Below are 24136 nucleotides of genomic sequence, written 5' to 3'. Positions count from 1 at the left end.
CTTGAGCATTTTTGATATCCGCATCCAGAAGCTGTTTGCCATCACGCTGGCGCTGAAGGTCGCTTCGTCGGCCCTCGGCTGGTATTTTCAGTCCCCATGGATTCTCGGGCTAGCCGTGCCTCTTGCAATCATGGCTGGCTACATCTGGCTTGGCCTCCATCGACGAGACACCGACATCTCCGACGAGAAGTTTGCAGACTCAGCGTACTACCTGGGTTTCATGTTCACCATCACGTCCATCATCTTCAGCCTGTTCGACTTGCCGAACATTGGCACGCGCATCCAGGACATTGCCGTCCGCTTCGGTGCTGCCATGGTATCCACCGTGTTCGGGCTGTTCGTTCGGGTCTACCTGGTCAGCTTCCGCGCGGACGTCGCCGACGCCATGCGCAATGCGGAGGACGCACTCCTCGGAGCCACCCAGACGTTCACGGAGCGACTCACGATGGCGCTTGAGCGTCTGCAGGATTTCGAGTCACGCGTTGACCTCGCCGCCAGGGCAAGCGTCGAGCGCGTCAACATGCAGGTGGAAAGCCTCTCAAGGAACCATGCGGACAAGCTCACAGCATTCTTCGCCGACCTGACCACGCGCAACCAGGAAGCCTTCACCACGGCCCTAGAAGAGGTCAAGAACGCGAGCGTTCGCCTCGCCTTCTCGGTCGACCGATACTCAGCTGGCATGAAGGGCAACCTTGCAAGCATCGAGGAGAAGGTGACCTTGTTCGCAACGGCAGTGACGACGCGCCTTCAAAACACCACTTTTCCGGACGACTACTTCGCGCGCCAACTGCAGGCGCCGATGGCGCAACTCGAATCTGCGGCTTCGGGCATTGCCCAGCAAGTCAACACTGCCTGCCAGGAAATCTCCAAGACGACCAAAGCGCTGGGCACGTCGCTCCAAAAGGTCCAAGCCAAGTCCGGAGAAGCCGAACAGTCGATGGACTCCATTCTGCGGCTGGCTGGGCAGCAGCACCTCATCCTGGAAACAGCCCAGGGCCAGTTGGGCACGCTCGAAAAGGTGGCGGAACATCTGACCGCCTTCGACCGGTTGCTGGGAAAAACGATGGCGGAGCTCGCAGTGAACAATACGACCACTGAAGCCCTGACCACCCAGGTTGCCAAGCTGGCAACAGAATCGGTGGAAGGCCGTCAAGCAATTGAGCGCTCCCTTACCGGCGTTACTGCAGAACTCGCCGAATACCGGGAGGCCGCCGCGCAGCTTGTCGAGCAGATGGCCACGACCATCTCGTCGTCAGAGCGTGTTGCAGCAAGCATCGAGGACGCCGCGGAGTCGCAAGTGGCCGTCGCCAATCATCTGCGTGAATCGGCGGCCATGTCCGTTCAATTGACTGCCAAGTACGACCAGACCTCAGCCGACGCAGGAAAGGCCTCGTCCAAACTACTCGCCACTATCGGCGACCGAGCTGACAAGTCGTTGGCCAAGATTGGGGAGGCCGTGCAGGCGCTTCAAGACGTCGTCCGCCACGTGGGCGACCTGAGCAAGTCGTTGCGAAGCCATGGTGACGGCGCAGGTTCCGCCATGGGGCACATCAGTGTCCCCCACGGTGGTGCGATGCCCCCTTCGTCAACCGCCACCGTGCTGGCCAGCGCTACGCCACCTGTGGCGCACAACCCTTCCTCTGCAACGTCACCGGGGGTCAGCGCCGGCGCCACCGTGGCAAGTCACATGACGTTCGGCCAGCCGAGCTTCCGGGCACTTTCTCCTACCCCTGCGGCTCCCAGCGACAGCCCAGGCACCGAAGGCACTGTGGTTTTGGGCACGGGCCTCGACGCAGCCCCAATCGTCTTTGGCGGTAGCGCACTCCGGGAGACGCGCTACCCGATTGCCGGTTCTGAGCACACGCCGCCGGCGGGGCAGGTATAAGGAGAGTGCGTGTCTCGACGAAATGACCAGGTCTTTCAGCTCTCCCTGACCGAAATCGCCTTCACCCTCATCTTCATCCTGCTGCTCCTGCTGGGGTACCTGGTCGTCCGTGAGCAGACAGAAAAGGAAGGTGCGCTAGCGGCTTTGGCCAAGACCAAGGGTGTTGAGGCGTCCGCAAGGTCGATGGAAGCAGCAAGGGCCGAGCTCGTGAAAGCACTGGCCGGTGCTGGGGCGGGGCAGAATGCGCCAAGCATGGACGAGGTCATTTCGCGGCTGACAGCCTCTCAGGGCGCCAAGGCCGAGGCCGAGCGGCTCAGGAAACAGGTTGAAGACCTCGATGCGCAGCTCTCGGCTATGGCTGAAGTCAAGAAGCTGTTGGAGGCAGCGGGCGACAAGCAGAACGTCGAGCCCGACGACCTGGTGGAAGCATTGAAGCTTCAACAGAAGGTACGCGAAGTGCTGGTGAAGATGGAGACCGGCGGTCAAGGAACTGGGGAGAAGGTTGGCGCCAAGCCCGGCGCGGACGCCCAAGCCCGGCGCGAGCAGCACAAGAAGGCGCTGGACCAGGTGCAGCACGCCATTACCACGACCGGCCTCCTACGCGTCGCTTTAAAAAAGCAGCTCGACCAAGACCTGACGCCCGGAAAAGAGGCGCAGACCGTCGACTCTGTCGTCGCCGCGGCCAAGGCCCAGGCAGATTCAGCAAAGAAGGGCACGAACCTCGAAACCGCCATGAAGGAGAACTCCGACCTTCGCGGACAGGTCGCGTTCTTCAAGCGTCGCCTCGAAGCCCGTGGCGGCCGGGACTATCCGCCCTGTTGGGCAACAGAAACAGGCTCACCGGAATATCTGTTCTCCGTTGAGCTGACGCCTGCCGGCGTCCAGGTGAAGCCAAGCTGGCCTGCGAGCCGAGAGGCCGATGCCAAGGCGCTGCCGGGGATGGACGACGCCCTTCAGTCACCAGTTCCCATGGAGACATTCGTGCGAAACGTTCAGGGCATTTTCAATGCCAGCAAGACTGCGGACCCGCAGTGCCGGCACTACGTGTACCTTAAGAGCTCCATCGTTGAAGCAGCCGCCTCCGACCGTGCACGCTTGACGGTGGAAAACTACTTTTACAAGAACGAAGCCCGTCGATAGTGGACCCAATGCGCCTGCGTACCGCCAGCTTTCCCCTTGCCCTCGTCGTCACGCTTGGCCTCCTCGCCAGCTCCCCGGCACAAAGTGACACGCTACTTGGAACCGTCGTCGGCCTGGCCGATGGTGACACCGTTACCGTCCTCGACGCCTCCAGCACTCAGCATCGAATTCGGCTCGCCGGCATCGATGCGCCTGAGAAGAAGCAGGACTTCGGAACCCGCTCGCGCCAGAGCCTATCGGAGTTGGTCTTTCAGAAGCCCGTCAAGGTCGAATACACCAAGACAGACCGCTACGGCCGCATTGTCGGCAAGGTGCTAGTAAATAGCGTCGACGCGAGCTTGGAACAAGTCAAGCGCGGCATGGCTTGGCATTACAAGGCCTACGAGCGAGAACAGTCCCCGGTCGACCGAGTGCTTTATGCTCAGGTTGAGACAGATGCTCGGCGCGCGCATCGCGGGCTATGGCAAGACCCCTCGCCAATTCCGCCTTGGGACTTTCGCAAGATGCGTTAATGCGCCTCCGAAGTGGAGCATGTGACCGGCTTGGGCCACAGCTAAGTGTGAGAACGAGCGGTTCTAGCCGAATTTCTGCATTGCGGTCGACCGTCAGGTCTTCGATGACGGAGTCGAGCGGCGTTTCGGCGGCGAACGACATCGTTCGGGTATGCGGCGCATCCACATCGTCCCCGGCACATACGCTATCGCGAGTGAGATGAATCTTCATGGCGGCTCAAAGAGGTCGTGACACAGGCTCGGCGCGGCGATTTTGGCACGTGGCTTTCGCTGATTGAGAGGCATGCGCCAACGTCCGCAGTTGGCCGCATCCTGCCCTACGCTGGGCGGGTGTGCACGCGCTTCGGGGAGCTGTTCGAAGGGCATCTGCACTAGGAAAGAGCCTCGGCCGTGCCATCTCATCCGCTTCGGCTTTGCGATCAATGTTGAGTGTCGTCTTCGTCGAGAAACGCCATGACGACTAGCTTCCATTTTTCTGCCGCCAGATGAACATTGACTACAAGTCGATGCGCGCGGAAGAAATCATCGCAGTGGAGGAGCCAATCGGCACGTTCGTCAGGGTGAATAGCGGCGTGAATGACCTCCTGCATCTCGATTGGCGTCAGTGAGACGCCGTTGCGGGCAGCATGCGTTAACACCTGAGCAAGCGCGGCGTGCCAGACGGAAGACATTGGGCCCACCATCGGAAGCATCACTGACGCCATGTTCGCCGCCCGAGGCGGCAGGTCCTTCGCTTCGGCGCATAGCTCTTCAAATGTCATACGCAAATTGTGCCGCCGGTTGGCCTCAGAAGCGCGAATGTTGGACGTGGAAGGGTGAAAGTGTCGAAGCTGGAAGGTGAGCCTGGTCGCACGGGATCGGAAATGGCATGGGATAGGCCGAAACAAGACACGCGAACGATCGACGCCAATATGGTGTCAGGACAAAGGAGATTGCCATGGAGAACCGGTGGTGCAGTGCCTGCGGTTGTTCGTACTTGCCGCGCCCACAGGCTCCTCGACAGGCGTACTGCACGAAGCCCGAATGCCGCCGCGAGCGAAGACGCATATGGCAGTTGGCCAAGCGCCGGAGCGACCCAGACTATCTGATGAATCAGACACAAGCGCAGAAGGACTGGGCTGCTAGAAACCAAGACTATTGGAAACGTTACCGGCAACAGCATCCGGCCTATGTAGAACGCAATCGCGATCAGCAACGCGAGAGGAACGACCTCCGCAAGCTAGAGGGGGTTGCAAAGATGGCCCCCTCGGCTGACGCCCTATCCCTCGACACCGGAACCTACGAGCTACGCCGTATTGGTTGCGAGGTGAACGCAAACATGGCCTCTTGGATTGTTGCCATCACTGTGCTTTCGCGCGGCTCGGGACCTCCGGCAACTGCCGTCTGATTGCAAAGAGAGGACTTGATCGATGCCGGGCGGACGACCTGCTACCTTGGTGTTTTGGCCGGCTCCGGCCTCGCACCCCTTCCCGGCGCGACTGGCAAATCGGCGAGGTACTCAGATGGATCAAGGAAGAGACAGCACCGGCGACGCCATCGAACGCCCCTTGCTTCGCGCAGCCGAGTACGTTCGCATGTCCACAGAGCACCAGCAGTACTCGACCCGCAATCAGAACGACAAGATTCGCGAGTACGCAAGGCAGCGAGGGCTCGAGATCGTCAAAACGTACGCCGATGAAGGCAAGAGTGGCCTGAGGATTGATGGACGTGCCGCCCTTCAAAACTTGATCCGAGATGTGCAAGAGAAGACGGCCGACTTCTCCGTCATCCTGGTCTACGACGTCAGCCGCTGGGGGCGATTTCAGGACGCCGACGAGAGCGCTTACTACGAGTACATCTGCCGTCGCGCTGGCATCCAGGTCGCCTATTGCGCAGAACAGTTCGAGAACGACGGGTCGCCAGTGTCGACCATCGTGAAGGGGGTCAAGCGCGCCATGGCCGGAGAATACAGTCGCGAGCTGTCTACGAAGGTCTTTGCAGGGCAGTGCAGGTTGATCGAAATGGGGTTTCGTCAAGGCGGGCTTGCGGGCTTTGGGCTTCGCCGGGTGCTCGTGGATCAATCGGGCGAGATGAAGGCGATTCTCGAGCATGGCCAGCAGAAGAGCTTGCAAACGGATCGAGTGATTCTTCGGCCAGGCCCCGAAAGCGAAATTCGGGTGGTCCGCCAGATATATCGATGGTTCATCGAGGAGGGGCTGGTCGAATCGGAAATCGCTAGGCGGCTCAACGCCATGCCGGTGAGATCGGAGCTTGGACGGGAGTGGACGCGGGCCACTGTGCACGAAGTGCTGACCAACGAAAAGTACATCGGCAGCAATGTCTACAACCGGATCTCCTTCAAGCTCAAAAAGCTGCGCGTGGTCAACCCGTCGGAAATGTGGATTCGCAAAGACAACGCCTTTGAACCGCTAGTAGATAGGGACGTCTTTTATACCGCCCAAGGCTTCATTCGAGCGCGCGCTCAGCGGTACAGTGAGGAAGAACTGATCGAGCGGCTGAGAGGCTTGTATCGCCACCGTGGCTTCCTGTCGGGCGTGGTGATCGACGAGGCTGAAGGCATGCCTTCGTCTTCGGCCTATACATATCGATTCGGAAGCCTCCTGCGCGCGTACCAACTCGTCGGCTATACGCCCGCACGAGACTACCAATATTTGGAGCTCAACCGATTCCTGAGGCGGCTGCACCCACAGATTCTCGGCGAGGTTGAGCGCCGCGTGGCCGACCTTGGAGGGCGAATCCACCGAGATCCGGGTACGGACCTTATTGACGTCAATCGCGAGTTCACCGTCTCGATAGTCCTTGCACGGTGCCAGCGCACAGTCGCCGACGCCTGCAGATGGAAGATTCGCTTTGAGACAGGATTGGCTCCGGACATCACAGTAGCGGTGCGGCTCGACCCGTCCAACGAAAAGGCCATGGACTACTATTTGCTTCCGTGGAGCGAGTTCGCCAGCATGCGGCTTAGCTTGGCGGAACAGAATGCGATCGAGGTCGAGAGCTTCCGATTTGAGACGCTTGACTACCTGTACGGCATGGCGGCACAGATCCGCATGGAAAGAGCTGCATGACTCCAGCGCCTTCCGCTCCGGATTTGAAGATGGTCCCTCTCGATCGCATCGACGTGCTGAATCCACGAGAGCGCAATCCAGAGATCTTTGCGAGAATCGTCGAGAACATTCGCGCGATAGGCTTGAAGAAGCCAATCACCGTCACGCCGCGCCCCGGCAGCGATGGCGCAGAGCGCTATGTGCTGGTCTGTGGTGAGGGTCGCCTCGCCGCATTCCGAACCCTCGGCGAGACTCGGATCCCGGCGCTTGTGGTCGAGGCAAGTGACGAAGACGCGCATCTCATGGGTCTGTCCGAGAACATCGCGCGACGGAAGTACCGCGCGCTTGAATTGCTAAGTGGAATCAGCCTCTTGAGAGACAAGGGCTACTCCGCAAAGGAAATCGCGGAAAAGATCGGGCTGGGCGTCTCTTACATTCGAGACATACTCGTCCTCTTCGACAAAGGCGAGGAGCGTTTGCTCGTTGCGGTGCAGCGCGGTCAGATGCCGTTGAACGCAGCGCTTAGCATCATGGGAGCTGGCGACGACGAAAAGCAAATCCAGAACGCGTTGCAAGAGGCCTACGAGTCTGGGAGCCTTCGGGGCCGGCATCTTATCGAGGTGCGGCGTCTGATTTTGCGCCGGCAACAGTTAGGAAAGTCTACGTCACGAGCGATGTCGCGCCAACCGTCCAGCCTCACGACGAGCAGCTTGGTGAGAACCTACCAAAAGGAAGTCACACGGCAGCAGGTGATGGTTCGTCGAGCCACCATCGCACAGGAGAAGCTTCTTTTCATCGCAGGTGCGCTTCGCCGGTTAATCGGGGATGAAAACTTCACGAACCTCCTGCGAGCGGAAGGCCTTGACACCATTCCAAAGTATTTGGCGGAACGCATCGTCACAGTGGGACAGGCGACATGACGTCTGTGGCAATTGGTTTTCTCCCAAAGCCTATTCTGGTGGCTGTGGGCAACATCCTACCGTCGCGCAAGATGACCTTTGGTCTTGCGGAAACGCGGAAGTACAAACAAATCCGCGCTTCGATCGAGGAGGTAGATGTCATTGAGCCACTATCGGTGACGGCACTCGACCGACGTTCTGGACAACACATGCTCTTGGATGGCCACATCAGGCTCATGATTTTGAAGGAACTGGGTCGTCCGGAGGTCCCGTGTTTGGTGGCGACAGACGATGAGTCCTACACGTACAACAATCGCATCAACAGGCTATCTACTATCCAAGAGCATTTCATGATTTGTCGCGCGGCCGAACGGGGACTCTCGACGGAGCGGCTAGCCAAAGCGCTGTGCGTTGAACCCGATCTGATTGTGAAGACGATGAATCTCCTCGTGGGGATCTGCCCTGAGGCGGCGGATCTGTTGAAAGACCGGCAGTTCTCCGTCGAGGTCTGTGCTGCGTTACGCCGGATGAAGCCCAACCGTCAGATCGAAAGCGTTGAACTGATGATCTCGGCGAACAATGTGACGGTGGGGTATGCGCGCTCGTTGCTGGCAGGAACGCCGCCAGAATGGCTCGTGAATCCGAAAAAGCCGCCTCGGCCCAGAAGCGTCAGTCAAGAGCAGATTGGCCGGATGCAGAGAGAGATGACCAACCTCCAAGACCAGTACAAGATCGCCGAGCAAACGTATGGTGAAGACACGCTAAATTTGGTGCTCGCGCGCGGCTACATCATGAAGCTAATCGATAACAAGCACGTACGCCGCTATCTAGAGCTGAACGAGCCTGCCGTCCTGGAACAATTTGTGGAATTAGCGAAGGCGGCATCCGCAGAAATCTAGGATCCCCGGGGCCTCTAGGCCCCGTATCGCAGCTGTGGTTCCCTAAGTCGCTTGTCGGCGCCCCGGGACTGGGCGTTTATTCAATCGGCGAGTTGCTTCCGCATAGGACGGCTCTCCAAGAGAATGCCCCTTTCGAGCGCTACTCGAGGCGTCAGGCAGTCCAGCGCAGGAGCCGGAGTCTCCAGGAAGCTGAGTTCCTGCGATCCATCCTTCGTCAGTAGACCTTCGCCACGCGGATACGGTCGCGCAGGTGCTGGCGTTCTTCTCGCACCAAGGCTGCAGTCGTGGTGGCCGTTTCATAGACATCTCTGGGCATCGGAAAAGTCCACCTGTAGGGTTGCCCAATCGGCGACCGGAGCCCAAGACCAGATCCTTTGTCCGGGAGATCCGGGTGACGGCATATCTGCAGCGAATCAATCCTGCCCAGTCTGAGCGCCAACCTTTGACGCCGGGCCCTACCGTCGGTACCATTCACAGCAGGACACGAATGAACGCCATGCCGCACCTATTCGACGCGCACACCATCGACGCCATCAATGGCGTCTGTGGAAACGTGCGCTCGCGGGTTTCGTCTGCTCAAGTACGGACCTCGACTTGGCCGATGACCCGCAACACTTTTGCCGCTGGTAGTTCAATCCCTGGAGTCTGAATTCACGGGCTCCGCATCTGGAGCCCATCGTGTCTACAAGACGAGTCGAAGCCGACTTCCCAGGTTTCTCCTCCTACGTACTAAGCCCCCGATCCGTTTCGGATAGTGGCTTGGAGGTCTTGTTGCCTGTTCCACTTGCGGCCGAGCTGCGCGAAGAGCGGGAACAAAGGGCGAATGCGATTGAGGCCGAGTATCGGGTGAGAGAGGAGCGGCGCCGCGAAGAGGCTGCGGCCCGAGCCAATCCGGTCGCGCCCTCCCCGATAGCAAATTCGCTCGATCGCGTTGCGTTCATCAGGGCGTTCGAGCGCGGGTTAGCACATTACCGTCGCAACCGCCGCCATCCCGTGCTTCAGGCCGAGGAACTGCTGCGCGTCATGGAACGTATCAGCACGCTTCGCGACAAGGACAATCAGAAGCGCGAACTGGAGCTCACGAAGAGGCTGGAGCGGGCCGGAGCCCTGCGTGAGATCGTAAACCCGGCCTTCCGGCCTGTCAGGTGGGCAACGGCCCTCGAGTATCTGCGCTCGGCGCATCCTCACTTTGGAGAAGTGACCGAATTCGTGGCCCGCCGAGTTGCACTTTCGACACACAGTCGACATCCTCTTACGCTCCCTCCGCTCCACCTGTGGGGCGAGCCAGGCCTCGGCAAGACCCACTACGCAAACGACTTGGCGCAGGGCCTCGGCGCGCCGCTTCGCCGGCATTCAATGGAAAACGCCCAAACGACTTCGCTCCTCCTCGGCACGGAACGCCACTGGAGCACGGCCAGTCAAGGGTTGATCTTTGACCAGATCTGCCTGGGCACCGTCGCCAATCCGGTGTTCCTCATCGATGAACTTGACAAGGCTCCGAAGGGATCTCAGTACGACCCGCTGGCGCCACTCCATTCGCTGCTGGAACCCGTCACAGCATGCAGGATACGAGACGCGTCCCTTGACATCGAATTCGACGCTAGCCTAGCGACCTACATCGCAACGTCTAACGATCCCGGCAAGGTGCAAGAATCGCTGCGGTCTCGCTTTCGCGAGTTTCATGTTCTTGCGCCGACCGGCGCTCAGGCGCTGCAGGCTGCGCACGTCGTGACCTTAGCGGCCGTGCGCCAACTGAACGTTCGCGGCTTCGCGATGCCGGAGCCAGCGCTGTGCCATCACGTGGCCCATCTCACGGCCAGAGAGATTTTCCAGGTGGTGCAAGATGCGGTCGCACGAGCGGTTGCCGCCGGCAGGCGGCATCTAACGCTGGCAGATTTGCCCGAAGATTCGGACCCGAGTGATTCGCGGCATGCTCTGCATTGACGAAAGACGCCGCCAGGGTGCGGCAGCGCGGTGCCGCATCAGCCACGTCTGCTGACGGTCCGACGGTCCGACGAACATGGAAGCAGTTTGCGAGGACGACAGAGATGATGCGCAATCGTCGCGAGCAAGCTGCGGTTTGGAAGCCAGTCCTTGTCACCTTCGGCGCCGCGCTGCAAGGGCTGGCGCCCGCTACCCCCGCCGGTGCGCGCCACGGTGACGAAGCCGAGCGATCCCGAGGAGTCCCACTCGAACCATCTCGTCGAAAGGGAACCGCACGTCGCCCAAACGCGGATTCCCCTCCTCCACCCAATAGACGCTGGTCCCCAATTCAATGTGTGATCGAAAGACCTCCCAGTCCTGCGCTGTCTGGATAGCATCGATCGCCTCTTCGAACGAGATGCACTGCACTTGCATGCGTCCAGCCGCGAAGCGGGACAGGAAGGTTCGAATCAAGTGGTGCAGCGAACTCAGTTCCACGCGGTCGCGGGCGACGGTGGGTAGTAGGTGCGAACGCTTGAGCGCCCCAAACTGGATCAGCTTGCGCACGACGTGATTCGCACACCCGAGGCGATTTGAAGCCTCCGTCTGCGAGCAACTGCCGTCGAACAGCTTCTTGACATTCTCGAATGCTTCCGAGGAGATGCGACTTCGCTGCCCAGACGGGAACGCGTCCGCGGGAAGAATGCCAACAGAGACCCAGTAGTCAAGCGCCTCTGGGTTCATATGGAAGGTCAAACGCAGATCGTTCGCGCGATAGAACACTTCGGCCTGACCTCCATTGCTCCGTGCCGCCCTTCGGACTCGGAGCGGCTTTTCCTTGATGGCGCGGGAAAGCACGCCCGACAGCGCCGGGAATCTGTAGAGCTTCAAACTGATGCGGTACCGCATCCACCCCTCCGCTTCTCCCCCGAGTTCTCTCATGCGAGCAAGGAACGATGTTTCACCCTGCTCGAACCAAGGCCTCAGGTCCACGAGATGTTCCTGTCGGACCATCGACGCAACGACACGCTTTCCACTCGCAAGCAGCGTCGTTCGCCCAGCCTGATGGTCCGCAATCCGTATGAGCGCTCGGCCTGCCTGCATCTCGTCATCACTCGACAACGCGAACCTCACCCGTCTCGACGTGTCGTCGGGATTGATGAAGAACTTCATCATCGTGGTCAGCCATGGCGGTGCCACCTTGCCGGTAGCCAGAAATGAAGCCCCGCACGAACAGCGGGTCACCTCCCTACGAAGATAGTCGATGGGTTCCCCACAGGCACTGCAAGTGTCTATGAGCAGCGTCGAGTGGATCCTGCAAACGAGGCTCAGCGGCAGATCCCACTCCGCTCGGTGATATGGCTTCTCGTCGATGGCGAAGCATGGCCCACAGACGCGACAGAAGCTTGAGCACCCACTCCCCGCCCGCCCGACCGCCGATTGAACATCGATAGGTTCGCCACTACGAATCGCCTCCCAACCATAGCTGGGATCGAGCTGAATAAGCTGCAGCGGTTTGACACCGTAAAGAGCGGCCAGTTTTGGAACTCCATCGAAGTGATTCTCGCTCGCCAACGCCATGAGCCACCCGGGCCACGATTGGCCGTCGTGCGGCGCGGGCCGGACGACGAACCGACTTCCCTCGGGCAGCTGCCCTATCTTCGGTGGCAAAGCTCTAGACCTGATGCGGCCCTCCCCCGTCGCCAGAAAACACTGATGTCGCGCCGCAGATCTGACTTCATGCCGGACATTGTTTTGAGGAGCGTTTGACGAGCGAACCGAGCGGGGTCGGTGTTGCTCGAGGTTCGAAATGGGCAAGACGGGTCGCCCCAGGTCTCAGTACGAGTCGACAACCGCTCCCAATGCTTTCGCATCGACTCGGCGAGGTAGCGTTCCGTAGCTGACGCCCATTCGATCCTGAGATCCACGAACTCTTGAACCTCTCGAACGGTCATCGACGCGACGGCCTCCAGCGTCTTGCCGGAGAGCGCTGCAAGTACCAGGTGAAGTCGGCTCCTCACGAGCGCCACGGTCTGACGCCTTCGAAAGCGTTGGCGCTTGCTCGTCGTCCTCCTCGCAAAGCGCGCGAGTTCCCACCGATTCGCCTTGAGCCGGCAAGGAAGCAGCACGTCGATCGCTTTCGCATCACTTCCCAGGCGTTCGCGCAGCGCTTGCTTGGTGACTTCCAAGCCCGCAGATCGCATCGCCTTAATTTCCGCGGAGACAACCTGCACAGATAGCCTTTTTTGCTTGCGGAGCTTTTCATACACGGCGGTCCTCATCCAGCCGGGCATCAAGTGCTCGGATCCACTGAAGTGCTCCTGGCTCAAACCTGTCTGGCGAGCGAAGTCGACAAAGGCGTCCGGCCAGTTGCTCAACATCGGTCGTGCGAGGTGGATCAGCTTTCGGCGATCTTCGATTCGTAAGAGCTCGACCTGGTTGGTACCGGGCTCAAGCACCAGACTGCGCACGGCGTCCGCCCAATCCGTGGAACTGGCAAGGATCTGCGCACGCGGCCGATTGCGGATGCACAAATGACAGATCGCATCCAAGGCCTGGAGATAGTCCACGCTTTCGACCTGTAGATTAGGGGTGAGGTCCTGTTGCATCCCGGCGATCAACGACGTGATCCACCGAGCTGTGTCCTCGGCTTCAGGTGCCAGATCGGCGGGAGCTCTGCTGAGCTGAAATCCGCATCGCGCGCAGTGCAGGTAGTCGGAAGGATGATCGACTTCGAACAGGCGTGGCACTGTCGCACCAACGGGCCAAACGCCCGCCCCACATGCGGGGCAACGATCGAGCAGCTCACAGAGGTGGATGGGACACACCGTGACGAATCCGAGGCGCCACACCGTCCTGAAGTACCCGCCGCCGCTTTGAGCAAGGCAATGAGGGCAGTACTGAGGGCCAGGAATAGGACTCTCCCGCGTGTACCTGGTTCTCAGCAGCCAGGTTGGATGGCAGCGCACACTTGCATAGCGGAACACCTTCCCCTCAAAGGCGCGCAGCGTCAACGGTTCGATCTCCTCCAAGGTCATGCGGTGCGTCCTCGCGAGCCATTCCAGTTCAGCAGCGTTGCCCCCAGCATCCGGATCGACGCGTCTCAATGCCCCACGAGGAACGGGGTAGAGCTCATACCCATTCGCGACAGCCGCATCCTGTCGCCAGGATGAGAGCGACTGCTCCGCCTTCGGTCGCACTCGAACAAGATAAGACGACGCCTCGGACATGGCCTTCCTCCGTCAGGATTTGACGAGGAAGAAGGGCTCGCCCGGTTGATCAAGTCGGCGCCATTTGCGCTCACCCTCGACGAAAGGGTTGTAATCCTCGAATCCGGCGTACAGCTGGTTGAATGCTGTGTGCCAATGTCTGAGTTGTAGGAGCTCGAGCCCTTCGTCGACGCACGCGGTCATCGCATACCGAAACAGACCGCTGATGCCGCCCAGAGTGCCGTTAGAACCATAGACGATGGCCTTGCCGATCCACGTCCGCGCAACGGACGACTTGCGCTCCAAGGGGCATTCGTCATCGAAGCGATCGACGATCCTGAGACAGGTGCTCAGTCCTTTGGGCGTCATGATGTCGTAGATTCCTAATGAGAGCGTTGACGGCACGCGCCGGCGCAATTGATCGTTGGAGCGAACGACAACGTTGGCTTCTTGCGTTCCCAAGAGAACGGGGACGACATTGCAGTCGATCACGTCTCGAAAGAAGTTTCCGACGATCTGCACACCTTTCGTCCCCCGCCGCTCAGGCACGTCCTGCATGTTGTCGACCGCGAGGATCTTCACCTTGACCTTCTCGATCATCCTGTTTGCTCGTCGGATCTGCGTGCGCGCACCACTTCCTCCCGCATCTGGGTCTCCCATGTCTTCGAGGATCGCGTTGGACAGCCCAAGGGGATTGCACGGATTGGGAATCGAGAAGCCGATTAGCGGATGCAGGCTTATGTCTTCCGCTTCGACGGGCGGGTACCTGCGCCTCAGGTAGTTTAAGAACGAGGTCTTTCCTCCGTTAGGCGGACACACCAGGAGGAAGCCCATGGCAGCCGCTTTGTACTTGCGCATGCGCATGCGAGTATCCAAGAGCGCGACGGCCCTCGCAAACTGTGGATGCACGATCTCGATTTGATTGAAGCCCTCGTGGCGCTCCATGATCGGCGCATCCTTCCAGCGCCTGCGCGTCATGTGGTGTACTGAGACATCCATCTTCGTTCTCCATCTCCGATTACCAGCATTGGGTCATTCCCGGTCAACTGGGAACAGCGAGAGGCACAAACGTAGGCAGTGCGTGCCCCCGTATGCTCAAGCACGCAAGAAGGCGAAAGGCGAATCGCGTAGGCTCAGGCGGCTTGGCACATATCAGGTTGAAGGTCGATCGCGATCTTCAATGACTGTTCGCGCGCTTTATGCTTGTTCGGCCGGGATGCCCCAGCCCTCTTCCTCCGCATCCATCTCGGTCCGATTGAGTTCATCGCAGGCCTGCTCGAGAGCGGTCGTCGCAAACTCCTCCTGCTTCTTCCTCTCCCTTAGGGCTTTGGCGTTCCTCGCGGCGATCGCGCGCTTGCGGATGAATACCTTGGCGTCCTTCACCCACTGCGCCACCAACTCCTTCAACTCGATCCGCGTTGCCCACAGGTCGCGGATAGAGGGATTGCTGATCTTCTTCTGCTTGCACATCTTCAGGACCAGCCTGTGCGTGTACAGCGTCATGCCCTCGACGTACTCCGGGTAGCAGGTACCCACCACCAGAACGATGTCGGTGTTGGGCACGATCACGTAGATCGCCGTGAGGTCATCCGGATCGATCCGGACGTTGACCTTCATGGAGCCGCCGGAGCGGTTGATCCAGCGCTTGAACAAGTCTTCGTCCTGATACAGTAATCCCCCCATAACGGTGATCCCATACCGGTTCCAGGTCACTGGCTTCGCAAGGGGTTGCATGCGCAGCATGCGCAGGCGCCGCGTATCCGGAGGAGTCCGCCGATTTAGCTTCAACACTCGATTCGTTTCGAGGTATCGCTGGCGCGAGGTCAGCCCGTCCTCTCCGGGACGGTTGGTTTCATCTCCGAGCATCCACTTCAGGTAGCCCAGTCGCAGGTTGCTGACCGACAGAACCGCGGTGCCGAGCCCCTCCTTGAGCGCATCCATGTCGTTGCTCGGACCACGGAATCCCGGCAGTGTGTTGAAATAAGTTTTCGCGCGGCCGTTGAAATACTCAATCTCGCGCTTGTCTGTAGGGGTGTAAGGCCGGGCCCAGCTGGCATCAGCCACGTCTGCATTCAAAGACAGGATGCGTGGGCTGTTGTAAAGCGCGTTGTCGAACAAGCCCTGCGTCGGATAACCCGATGCTTCCCATGTATAGACGTGGGGCGATCCGTGTGTCGAATTCAGCTCCGTGAGATCCTTGACCTCAATGGAATTCACGAGCGCGCTCAAGGCCGATTGTGTGGACAGAGGGATGGTGTCCATGGCGGTGCCCACCGGAAATCCGGAATGCTGGCAAACACCATTCGTTATCCACGGCCTTCCCCAGGGAAGTCCGGTCCTCGGTTCCAGGCAAAAGACACGGGTATCGGTATCGTCATATTCGTAGACCAAACCAGGTTCAGTGACCTTGGCCCTTGCTCCTGTCGGATTGAACAGGCGATCTGCTCGCTTCTTGCCGTGCTTGAACACCGCGCGCTCATACGGAGACGCCTGGTCCAGAAGACGCCGGCGCAAGGTGCTGTAGCTGGGAAGGACGAGGTGCTTCGCCTTCGATGGCTCGACCTCGGCAATCTGTTCTTCGAGTTCCTTTTTGACGCCTGACACCGTCAGGCGGATCTTTCCATCCCGCGCTTTGACGATCACCTGCGCGATCATTTCCTCCATTTGGGGCGTTCCTCGAACTAGCCCTTTTCCTCCTCTGGATCCGTAGCCCGGCAGCAGGAAGGCGCCCTCCTCCATGCCGGCACTCTCATACTGCGCGAGCGACTCGGGTGTGCGCACCGGAAGCTCGTGCTGTTTCGCCAGATATCGGACCTCGAGCATGTCCAGGTCCGACCGGGCGAACCGCTCGTATCCCCGGGAGTGCAGCACGTTCAGCCACCTCTTGCGCACGAGGAACTCAGACATGACCGCGGCCGTCACGCCCTCCGTTGGCAGCTTGCGAAGCATCTTCCGCTCAGCATCGCTGCGGGCCAGGATGTCGATCATCTCCTCGAGGCAGTTGGGGTGCACAACCTGGAAGTCGATGCCTGGCTGCCACTTCTCCAGGACCGAGAGCTTCTCGATGCGGATGGCCCTGGTCTCCCGATGCATCAGGTGCACGCGGTCGCCGTCAATCTTCTCCACTCGGCAGACTGTTCCACCACGCCTGAGGATCAGACCAGTGGTTAAGCAGAAACTCTCGCGCATCAGTGACGGGACGGGATGAGACGATGGTTTGTTCATTGAAGGCTCCTTTGAGGTCTATGAACAGACGACCCTGTTGAACTGCGATCGGCAGCAAGGTCGGGTCGTGACCTCGCTCCACCAACTGCAAAGCCGTGCAGCTGCCGATCGACGAAACCTCCGACACGAGCGCGTCGAGGTCAGGTTGCGAATAGGGGTCGTGTCTGGCCCGTCGCAGCCGAAAAAAAAGATTTCTGGCTTGAATTCCTAATGGCTGCTTATCCGTCCAGACGACGTGTTCAACACCAAACCGATTCGCGAGAATTCGCTCCTTTTCAAACTCGGCTAGAACCTCTGCGGTCAAGAACTTCGAAGCCTTGACCTGCACGATAACTTTTGTCGACGCGGGCGGCAGAAGCTCGACAGCAAAATCGGGAATTCGCAGCGGCCCGTCCCCTTCGATTTGCCATTGAAATGGCTGAGGCTTCCAAAACGCAATCCCCGACGTGAGCCTGAAGTGGTTGAGGATATAGGTCGCAAGATTTTCGTAACCTTCAATGTGAATAAATCTGTCGTCGATACAAACCTGATGACGATGAGTCATTCTTGAGCGCGACCAACCGTCACCCGCAGGCGCAGATTGAAAAACCTTCTTCATCCAATTTGCTGTGCCGAATTGCCGATCTAAATCGCCGTTTTCGAAGAGAGCAATGGGAGCCGCGGGAAGCATTTCGACGCAGACATCAATGGGGATGAACTTAACTTGGTTAGTAAGCACTCTCTCACGTTCAGACGATAGGGACGAGTTCATCTTGCCCTCCAACGCGCTATTAACGGCCGAGGTGACTTAAATCGAGACTTGTGCGGCCGACCAGACGGCCGGCGGCAGTCGTTACTCGCTCGAAGAACCCATTCGATTCATCGAGGGATGTGCCGAAAGCGATCTACTATCTTTCGGGTCAGCGCGTTTTGGCGCGGCAGGAGTGCGGGTGATAACGATCCGGAACTTTGCTGTCAAGAGGGCAGACAATTCACCTGTCGCCATCCGGGTCTTACGAAGGTTTTTAGCCGCGATGAGGTTGAATCAACGTCGCGTTTTTTGGCCTTCGATTTCACTATTTTTCACTTTTCTTTTAGCGTTTGTGCGAATACTTAAGCGCGAACTAATTCGCGCCTGAAGCTATCTGACTTATGCGAGTTCGTGAGGCAAATTTAGCGAAAGCCGCAGGTGGATATGTCCTTGTTTGCGCAACGGGCCGGACAGTCAACGAGACTGCTGCGATCGACCGACCGATATGGATCGTGCCGAGGCGAAATCGCGTCGTGTGATGACTGGGCCTGGCAAGCCTCCGACGAGGGCCTTCTGGACGAGCGCACCACTTCGAACGTGGAAGCTCACATACCACCCCAAGACATCGAGCGCGAAGTCCGTTGGCGCTTTCGCAGCGGAACAACGTTGGGCGCGCCGCTCAAAGCTGTCCCTCGCGAGCGCTCGTTCCGAAAGCTTTGGTGGTCGGAGGCGCACTCGCGCGAGGCGTCGCTTGACTGTTCTCACCGAAGGTGCTTTGGCGCTTCGATCCGTCGTTCAGAATGGCGGCCCCAACAGCCTTGGAGCCATTCTTGTTCGACTACTTCTCACCACGCGAGCGTCAAATACGGAAGGCACTGAAGATCATCGCGGGGCAACGCGTCACGATGATCGTGCAGCCGCACAACATCTTGGTGATTGAGAAAAGCCCAATCTCGACGGAATGGTTCGAAGTAGCTGTGCAAACTTGTCGCATCCGCGGATGGGTCGAAGTTCTCCACGAAGGCCTTCCTTCTGCCGAACTTCACTTTGTCAAGGGGCAACCGGTCTCAGGACCTGCACACCGGAAAACGCACTACAGGCTCACGGAAGGTGGCTGGAACGCGATTCGCGGTACCCATGCCCTGGTGATCGTCGCCATCGTTCTGAGCGCCCTTAGTCTAGGGGCAGGAGTTGCTTCAGTGGCGCTGACGTGGGAGCAGATGACGGGCTCCCAGAGCACCAAAGCCCCGTAGAAGGCGACTGCATGGGCCTTGGGCCCAATCCCATCGCCGGTTATGCAGACCTCACCGAGAATGCGGGAGACACCCAACACAGCAGGAGCATCAGGTGGCTAGTGTTTTCTTCCCGTACAGCCATAAGGACGAGGCTTTCCGCGACCAATTGGAGTCGCACCTCGCGCTCCAAGGCTTGATTGACGCTTGGCATGACCGCCGCATCACAGCTGGTGAAGAAGTCGACGCCGCGATCTTCGGCAAGCTCGAGGCGGCAGACATCATCCTGCTACTCGTCAGCTCGGACTTCATCAGTTCCTCATATTGCTACTCGCGCGAGATGGCCAGAGCCATGGAACGACACGAAGCAGGCCAGGCGCGGGTCATACCCGTCATTCTTCGTCACTGCATGTGGCATGACGCCCCTTTCGGGAAGCTGATGGCTGTGCCATTGGACGGCAGGCCCATCGCATCTTGGCCGGACAGAGACGAGGCGATGGCGCAAGTCGCGGCGGAGGTGGCAAAAGCCGTCAAATCGGTTGGCGGTGGTGCAGCGCCGGCAGGCGCCGTGCAGCCACGTAGCGCAGCCATCGCTGCATCGAGCGCCGACGCGGCCAACCCGCGCTCGAGCAACCTTTGACTGAAGAAGGAGTTTTCCGAAAAGGACCGCGACGAGTTCTTGCGGTCCACGTTCGACTTCATCTGCAGGTTCTTTGAGGGCTCTGTCGGCGCAATACGCAATTCGGACGTGACCGGTACGTTCGAGCGAATCGTCGGAAGAAACGCGGCGGACTTCTGCGCCCGGGGTTGTGGCGTCCGGAGAGTCGCATGCCCGTGGTAGTCGCCGTGTTGACCGTGTTGAGAGTGGCGGGACTCGCTCAAAAGTGGTGAAGCTGCCGTGACAGTGAAAGTAGACGCACCCAACTCTTGTCCGACAACTCAGCCACTGCCCGGGGCGAAAGAGAAGCCGTGAAGACGCGACCCGTCGGCCTCACGCCTCTGACGCCAAATTTTTTCAACTCTACCCATTGAGTATCGCTTGGCTGTTCGTGCGTTCGGACCGCCACTTCAACGGCTGGTGCTGCGGCGCCGCCCTGGAGATCCAAACGGGCGGATAGAGCGTTGTCAAGTTTTTGATAGTTCATAAAACTTCCTACTCAGAGCGCAGCCGCGTTGATCAACCCGAAACCCCATCGTAGGTCATGTCCGCTGTTTGGTTGGAAAGGAATGGAACAGTTCTGCCGTAGGAGAGCTTTCGCTTGCGCAGGGTTAAGGCTACTGTCGCGTTCTAACAACAGCGCGACTAGGCCGCTCACGTAGGGCGCCGCCATCGAGGTACCTGATTTGACAACCGCATCAGGACCAATGATGTAGGCCGGGTCCGCGATATGGTCACTCGAAAGCGCCGATACGACCATCGCGCCGGGCGCCGCCAAGTCTGGCTTAAGGCCCCCATCACGGTTTGGTCCAGGGCTACTGAACGGCGTGAGTGCGTCGACGGGGTGACTGCACTGCTGGCGAGTGCCCCCGAAATCCATCCACTCATGACGTGTCGTATACGAACCCACGGTTATCGCGTGCGGAGCACAGCCTGGCGATCCGATTTTCATGCGGTTGACGTTGTGAGGAGGCAAGAAGGCCGCGCTCTTCGCACCTCGGTTCCGATGCGACCAAGCTTGCACGATCACCGTCGCATTTTGCGCGTTGCGAAAAGAAACTTCCCAAACTCCTTCTGCAACAGAAGGCTTGAGTGGTCCTCCTTGGATCTCGATTCTGACCTCGTGATCACCGTTGTCGTCCGATCGCGGTCCTGCTTCGATCTTCACCGCTGAACCATCGAGCACCGTCGACTCCACTGCGGCAGGCTTGACGCGCGATGGACCAAGAAAGCGGGACGAGGAACCACTAGGCCCTTTGACGGACACCTCCAACTCCGTTTGCCCGTCATACCAACAAGCTAGCAACAGGTTAAGAGATGATCCCGGCCACACTTGAAGTTTCAGAACGCCGACCCCGAAAGGCGGAATAGTGATTTCCCCGTGAACATCGCGTTCGCCATCGTTTCCGGCAGCGGCCACAACGATGCGTCCCGGTCCGGAATAGTCCATGATTCGTTCGGAAAGAGCATCAGTCCCATCATGAGGATCATCGTGGCCGCCCAAACTTAAATTAATTACGGCAGGCATTCCACGCTGATCGGCTTCATAAAAGATGAACTCGATAGCATCCATGATGCTATTTTCAGAAAAGTTTGTCTTGACAGCAATGATGTTTGAGCCAGGTGCCACGCCGCTGTACGTGCCGTGTGTACCTGCTGCGATCCCCGCAACATGCGTGCCATGCCCGCGAATATCACTACTAGCACCCATCGCGCCACCTCGTAGTACCTTGCCGTAGTCATCGTCATCCTTGCGCCAACCGCGGCCCTCCATGCTGTGATCCCAAATGGCCAAAATTCGATCTGAAAACCAGTTCAAAGTTGAATCGATGCCGGTGTCAACGACCCCTATAATCACGCCTTTGCCCGACAGTCCTGGGCGATTTGCTCGAAAAGCATTTAACGCCGTTTTAGTGCCCGCCACGTCATTTAGCGGATGAAAAATTCGGGGCGACTTTATGCGAAGGATTGATTGCTCTTCACTCAAGGAGCGAAGCCCCTCAGCACTGGCCAATGCCGTTCGATTTTTACCACGGTCACCAAAAACGACGGCCCCGCTGACATCAGGTATTTCGGATCTTCCGTCACACTTTAGGATCACCGGAATTCGAGGATTTCTGTTTCTATCCAGCCCGAAGGGACCGTACTGAGAAATCGCTTGTTCGAGAGCGGCGGCTCCGTCAGGAGTACCTTTCGCCATTTCGATAAGTTCCGGTGCAAGCTTGTCAAGTCCCATGACCCCTCCCATGTAAGAACAAAGTGTGACAGGTCTATGCGGAGTCGCAAGCGCTGTTACGTAGAGACCGAGAAGTTCTACTCAGACGATCGGGGCGTGCGCGCTCGGGTGCCAGAGCTTGGCACACAGTTGCGACCGGCCGCGCCGAACCGGTGTCCGTTTGGTGATCGGTCTTCGAGATTCAAGACCTGGGTTGGGCGCACGGCCCGCCTGTGGGGAGGCATGCCCGCTGAAGTCGGCCCTCGTCAAGATACGTCGTAGAAACCAGACAGAAAGTGAGTTTTAACTAACATGGCGAATCCCCTCTTGCGATGCGATGGCGCATGTAGCGCGGCGCTATCGCAATGCCCCCGCGCGCTCGATGCGGTCGAGTCTCTTGGTGCCATTTGCAGCAGGTGCTAGCCGGGCGCCTCTCGAGTGAGGAGAAGGAGCCGCGACCCCACGATGCCATGAGCACCAAAGGGTCATCGGGGCCTGAACGCGCTCTCTAAGGGATTTTCCTTAAAAATCAATCACTTAGGAGCGCTGTTGTCAAAATTAGGTCCTAAATTTGATGGAAATCCGGCCTAACTTTGAACGAACTCAGCCGGGTGAGATTTCGCTGGCGCATCACGGCGTGCTCTTCCTGGATGAGTTTCCCGAGTTCGGCAGGGCCTCGCTGGAGGCGCTGCGTGAGCCGCTGGAAACCGGGACGATCACGATCGCCCGCGCGGCCCGCCGCGCCGAGTTCCCGGCGCGCTTCCAATTGATCGCGGCGATGAATCCCTGCCCTTGCGGCTATCTCGGCTCGACACTCAAGGCCTGCCGGTGCACGCCCGATCAGGTATCGCGCTACCAGGGAAAGCTCAGCGGCCCGCTGCTGGACCGCATCGATATCCACATCGAAGTGCCCGCGGTGTCGGCCGAGCAATTGCTGGATGCGCCCCCCGGCGAGGCGACCGATGCGATCCGTGGCCGCGCGGGCGAGGCCCGCAAGCGGGCGCTGGCGCGACAGGGCACGACGAATCAATCGCTGCAAGGCGCAGAGATCGACCGCCACGCCTCGCTGGCACCGGATGCGCTGAAGTTCATGCACACGGCGGCGGCGAAGCTGGGCTGGTCGGCCCGCAGCACACACCGGGCGCTGAAGGTGGCGCGGACGATCGCTGACCTGGCGGACGCGGGGTCGGTGGAGGTGGCGCACGTCGCGGAGGCCGTGCAATACCGGCGGGCGCTGCGGGCTGCCGGTTGATCGGCGGCCGGTAGAGTTCACGGCCATGGGATCTACCGCACCGCAGCACTCCCCGCTGTCCCCACCCACCCCCTACAACCGCCGCCTCGTCGCCTGGCTCTCCGTCGGCCAACTCATCACCTGGGGCAGCGTCTTCTACACCTTCGCCTTGCTGATGGAGCCGGTGGAACGCGAGCTCGGCCTGAACCGCGCGCAGTCCTCGCTGGCCTTCAGCCTCGCCTTGCTGGCCGAAGGCGCGATGGCCTGGCCCGTGGGCCGCTGGATCGATCGGGGCCACGAGCGCGCCGTGATGACGGGCGGCTCATTGCTGATCGCAGTGGGCCTGATGTTCCACAGCTTCGTGCACAGCGCGGCAGGCTTCTACGGCGTGTGGCTCCTGCTCGGCGCCGGCTTGTCGGCAACCCTCTACAGCCCGGCCTTCTCGATCGTCACGCGCCGCTTTCCGAATGATTTCCGGCGCGCGATCATCACCTTGACCTTTCTGGGCGGCCTCGCGAGCACCGTCTTCATCCCGCTGGATGCCTGGCTGATCGCACAGCTCGGCTGGCGGCACGCGCTGTGGGTGCTGGCCGCGATCCATCTTTTCGTGTGCGTCCCGCTGCACTTCCGCATCCTGCGAAACGCACCGGGGCGCCGCGCCGAGCCGCCCGCAGGCGGGCGCCCGTCCTCCGATCGCCGTTCCGTCGCGCACCACCTGCGCAGCGCGCCCTTCCTACTGATCGGCGTATTCACCGTCCTGCTCATGGCGGTGACCGCCGCCCTGCCGCCCCACATGGTCAGCCTGCTGCGCGGCGCGGGATTGCCGGAAGCCTGGGCCATCGCGGTCCCGGCGAGCGTCGGCATCATGCAGGTGTTCGGACGCGCCCTGCTCTACTTCTTCGAACACCATTTCGACCTGCATCTCGCAAACCGTTTGATCCCCTGCCTGATCCCGCTCGGCCTCGTGATGCTGCTGGCGGGCGCCGGCCACCCGGTGGCTGCCTTGTGCTTCGTGCTGTTCTACGGCATGGGCAACGGGATGCTGACCATCGTCAAGGGCACGGCCATCGCGCAGTACGTCGACCGCGAGCACGTCGCCACGCTCAATGGCGCACTCGGCCTGCCAAGCGCCATCGCCCGCGCCGTCGCCCCACTGCTGCTCGGCCTGCTGTGGACGCCGGCCGGCGGCTACACCGCCGGCCTGTGGATCCTGCTGGCAGCAAGCGTCGTGGCAGTCCTGGCCCTGCGAGCCGCCCAACACCGCAACTAGCGCCGACCCAAGCCCAGAAAAGCCGTGGACCCGGTTCCGCCGGTCCACCGGCTTAGCCCCC

General features: G+C 59.8%; 18 protein-coding genes and 1 pseudogene. 12 read left to right on the top strand and 7 right to left on the bottom strand.

The genetic code is table 11. The features are described 5' to 3' along the window. Position 1 precedes the first annotated feature (1 nt). From QTH90_RS15235 to QTH90_RS15225, 3 genes are read left to right on the top strand one after another with little or no spacing between them, the layout of a single operon-like run. Entirely contained in the window at positions 2-1885 is a 1884-nt protein-coding gene (locus tag QTH90_RS15235; RefSeq protein WP_286665388.1) for a coiled-coil domain-containing protein, read from the top strand. 9 nt (positions 1886-1894) lie between these two features. Then, complete coding sequence (locus QTH90_RS15230; RefSeq protein WP_286665387.1) at positions 1895-3025, top strand: hypothetical protein; 1131 nt, start codon at positions 1895-1897, stop codon at positions 3023-3025. A gap of 8 nt (positions 3026-3033) precedes the next feature. Further along, positions 3034-3537, top strand: a complete 504-nt coding sequence (locus QTH90_RS15225) for a thermonuclease family protein (protein ID WP_286665386.1) — start codon at positions 3034-3036, stop codon at positions 3535-3537. A 419-nt stretch (positions 3538-3956) separates the two neighbouring features. Here the strand turns inward: QTH90_RS15225 and QTH90_RS15220 are convergent, their stop codons facing one another. Then, positions 3957-4298 carry a hypothetical protein gene (locus tag QTH90_RS15220; protein WP_286665385.1) on the bottom strand — a complete coding sequence of 114 codons (342 nt, stop codon included), beginning with the start codon at positions 4296-4298 and terminating at the stop codon, positions 3957-3959. 326 nt (positions 4299-4624) lie between these two features. Between QTH90_RS15220 and QTH90_RS15215 the strand changes: the two genes are divergently transcribed. The 5 genes from QTH90_RS15215 (at position 4625) to QTH90_RS15195 (ending at position 10326) form a co-directional block, all read left to right on the top strand. After that, positions 4625-4924, top strand: coding sequence for a hypothetical protein (locus QTH90_RS15215; RefSeq protein WP_286665384.1), 300 nt, complete (start codon positions 4625-4627; stop codon positions 4922-4924). A 115-nt stretch (positions 4925-5039) separates the two neighbouring features. Then, a complete protein-coding gene (locus QTH90_RS15210; RefSeq protein ID WP_286665383.1) occupies positions 5040-6605 on the top strand; it encodes a recombinase family protein in 1566 nt (521 codons plus the stop codon). Beyond that, the gene (locus tag QTH90_RS15205; RefSeq protein WP_286665382.1) at positions 6602-7504 is read left to right on the top strand and encodes a ParB/RepB/Spo0J family partition protein; all 903 of its coding nucleotides are present in this window, start codon (positions 6602-6604) and stop codon (positions 7502-7504) included. The genes QTH90_RS15210 and QTH90_RS15205 overlap by 4 nt, the downstream gene beginning before the upstream one ends. Next, a complete protein-coding gene (locus QTH90_RS15200; RefSeq protein ID WP_286665381.1) occupies positions 7501-8382 on the top strand; it encodes a plasmid partitioning protein RepB C-terminal domain-containing protein in 882 nt (293 codons plus the stop codon). The genes QTH90_RS15205 and QTH90_RS15200 overlap by 4 nt, the downstream gene beginning before the upstream one ends. A 759-nt stretch (positions 8383-9141) precedes the next feature. Beyond that, a complete protein-coding gene (locus QTH90_RS15195; protein WP_286665380.1) occupies positions 9142-10326 on the top strand; it encodes an AAA family ATPase in 1185 nt (394 codons plus the stop codon). 189 nt (positions 10327-10515) lie between these two features. Here QTH90_RS15195 and QTH90_RS15190 read toward each other — a convergent pair whose 3' ends face one another. From QTH90_RS15190 to QTH90_RS15170, 5 genes are all read right to left on the bottom strand, one after another. Next, entirely contained in the window at positions 10516-11481 is a 966-nt protein-coding gene (locus tag QTH90_RS15190) for a hypothetical protein (protein WP_286665379.1), read from the bottom strand. A 479-nt stretch (positions 11482-11960) separates the two neighbouring features. After that, positions 11961-13535: a TniQ family protein gene (locus QTH90_RS15185; RefSeq protein ID WP_286665378.1), complete on the bottom strand. Its 1575-nt coding sequence runs from the start codon at positions 13533-13535 to the stop codon at positions 11961-11963. A gap of 12 nt (positions 13536-13547) precedes the next feature. Beyond that, positions 13548-14513 (bottom strand): TniB family NTP-binding protein, encoded by a 966-nt coding sequence (locus tag QTH90_RS15180; protein ID WP_286665377.1) that lies wholly within the window; start codon positions 14511-14513, stop codon positions 13548-13550. Positions 14514-14711: 198 nt separating this feature from the next. Beyond that, the gene (locus QTH90_RS15175; RefSeq protein ID WP_286665376.1) at positions 14712-16739 is read right to left on the bottom strand and encodes a TnsB C-terminal domain-containing protein; all 2028 of its coding nucleotides are present in this window, start codon (positions 16737-16739) and stop codon (positions 14712-14714) included. Beyond that, positions 16627-17490, bottom strand: coding sequence for a hypothetical protein (locus QTH90_RS15170; protein WP_286665375.1), 864 nt, complete (start codon positions 17488-17490; stop codon positions 16627-16629). Before QTH90_RS15170 ends, QTH90_RS15175 begins: the two co-directional genes overlap by 113 nt. A gap of 809 nt (positions 17491-18299) precedes the next feature. Between QTH90_RS15170 and QTH90_RS15165 the strand changes: the two genes are divergently transcribed. Together QTH90_RS15165 and QTH90_RS15160 are read left to right on the top strand one after the other, a co-directional pair. After that, positions 18300-18722, top strand: a complete 423-nt coding sequence (locus QTH90_RS15165; RefSeq protein WP_286665374.1) for a hypothetical protein — start codon at positions 18300-18302, stop codon at positions 18720-18722. A 94-nt stretch (positions 18723-18816) separates the two neighbouring features. Continuing rightward, positions 18817-19341 carry a toll/interleukin-1 receptor domain-containing protein gene (locus QTH90_RS15160; RefSeq protein ID WP_286665373.1) on the top strand — a complete coding sequence of 175 codons (525 nt, stop codon included), beginning with the start codon at positions 18817-18819 and terminating at the stop codon, positions 19339-19341. A gap of 517 nt (positions 19342-19858) precedes the next feature. Here the strand turns inward: QTH90_RS15160 and QTH90_RS15155 are convergent. After that, positions 19859-21595 carry a S8 family serine peptidase gene (locus tag QTH90_RS15155; protein ID WP_286665372.1) on the bottom strand — a complete coding sequence of 579 codons (1737 nt, stop codon included), beginning with the start codon at positions 21593-21595 and terminating at the stop codon, positions 19859-19861. Positions 21596-22178: 583 nt separating this feature from the next. Here QTH90_RS15155 and QTH90_RS15150 point away from each other — a divergent pair. Next, positions 22179-22826: pseudogene (locus QTH90_RS15150) on the top strand (ATP-binding protein); the annotation flags it as partial. A gap of 25 nt (positions 22827-22851) precedes the next feature. Continuing rightward, positions 22852-24075 carry an MFS transporter gene (locus QTH90_RS15145; RefSeq protein WP_286665371.1) on the top strand — a complete coding sequence of 408 codons (1224 nt, stop codon included), beginning with the start codon at positions 22852-22854 and terminating at the stop codon, positions 24073-24075. The last annotated feature ends 61 nt before the right edge of the window (positions 24076-24136 follow it).

Source organism: Variovorax flavidus (assembly GCF_030317145.1).
Classification (GTDB): domain Bacteria; phylum Pseudomonadota; class Gammaproteobacteria; order Burkholderiales; family Burkholderiaceae_C; genus Variovorax; species Variovorax flavidus.
The sequence above is the reverse complement of the archived record's forward strand: the minus strand, read 5'-3'. Positions and strand labels throughout refer to the sequence as shown.

Bases quoted from the DNA above. Each gene is read 5' to 3' on its own strand.
- QTH90_RS15220 (WP_286665385.1), bottom strand. From the start codon at position 4,298: ATGACATTTGAAGAGCTATGCGCCGAAGCGAAGGACCTGCCGCCTCGG.
- QTH90_RS15185 (WP_286665378.1), bottom strand. From the start codon at position 13,535: ATGTCCGAGGCGTCGTCTTATCTTGTTCGAGTGCGACCGAAGGCGGAG.
- QTH90_RS15225 (WP_286665386.1), top strand. From the start codon at position 3,034: ATGCGCCTGCGTACCGCCAGCTTTCCCCTTGCCCTCGTCGTCACGCTT.
- QTH90_RS15180 (WP_286665377.1), bottom strand. From the start codon at position 14,513: ATGGATGTCTCAGTACACCACATGACGCGCAGGCGCTGGAAGGATGCG.
- QTH90_RS15190 (WP_286665379.1), bottom strand. From the start codon at position 11,481: ATGATGAAGTTCTTCATCAATCCCGACGACACGTCGAGACGGGTGAGG.
- QTH90_RS15145 (WP_286665371.1), top strand. From the start codon at position 22,852: ATGGGATCTACCGCACCGCAGCACTCCCCGCTGTCCCCACCCACCCCC.
- QTH90_RS15155 (WP_286665372.1), bottom strand. From the start codon at position 21,595: ATGGGACTTGACAAGCTTGCACCGGAACTTATCGAAATGGCGAAAGGT.
- QTH90_RS15175 (WP_286665376.1), bottom strand. From the start codon at position 16,739: ATGAACAAACCATCGTCTCATCCCGTCCCGTCACTGATGCGCGAGAGT.
- QTH90_RS15210 (WP_286665383.1), top strand. From the start codon at position 5,040: ATGGATCAAGGAAGAGACAGCACCGGCGACGCCATCGAACGCCCCTTG.
- QTH90_RS15200 (WP_286665381.1), top strand. From the start codon at position 7,501: ATGACGTCTGTGGCAATTGGTTTTCTCCCAAAGCCTATTCTGGTGGCT.
- QTH90_RS15170 (WP_286665375.1), bottom strand. From the start codon at position 17,490: ATGAACTCGTCCCTATCGTCTGAACGTGAGAGAGTGCTTACTAACCAA.
- QTH90_RS15205 (WP_286665382.1), top strand. From the start codon at position 6,602: ATGACTCCAGCGCCTTCCGCTCCGGATTTGAAGATGGTCCCTCTCGAT.
- QTH90_RS15215 (WP_286665384.1), top strand. From the start codon at position 4,625: ATGAATCAGACACAAGCGCAGAAGGACTGGGCTGCTAGAAACCAAGAC.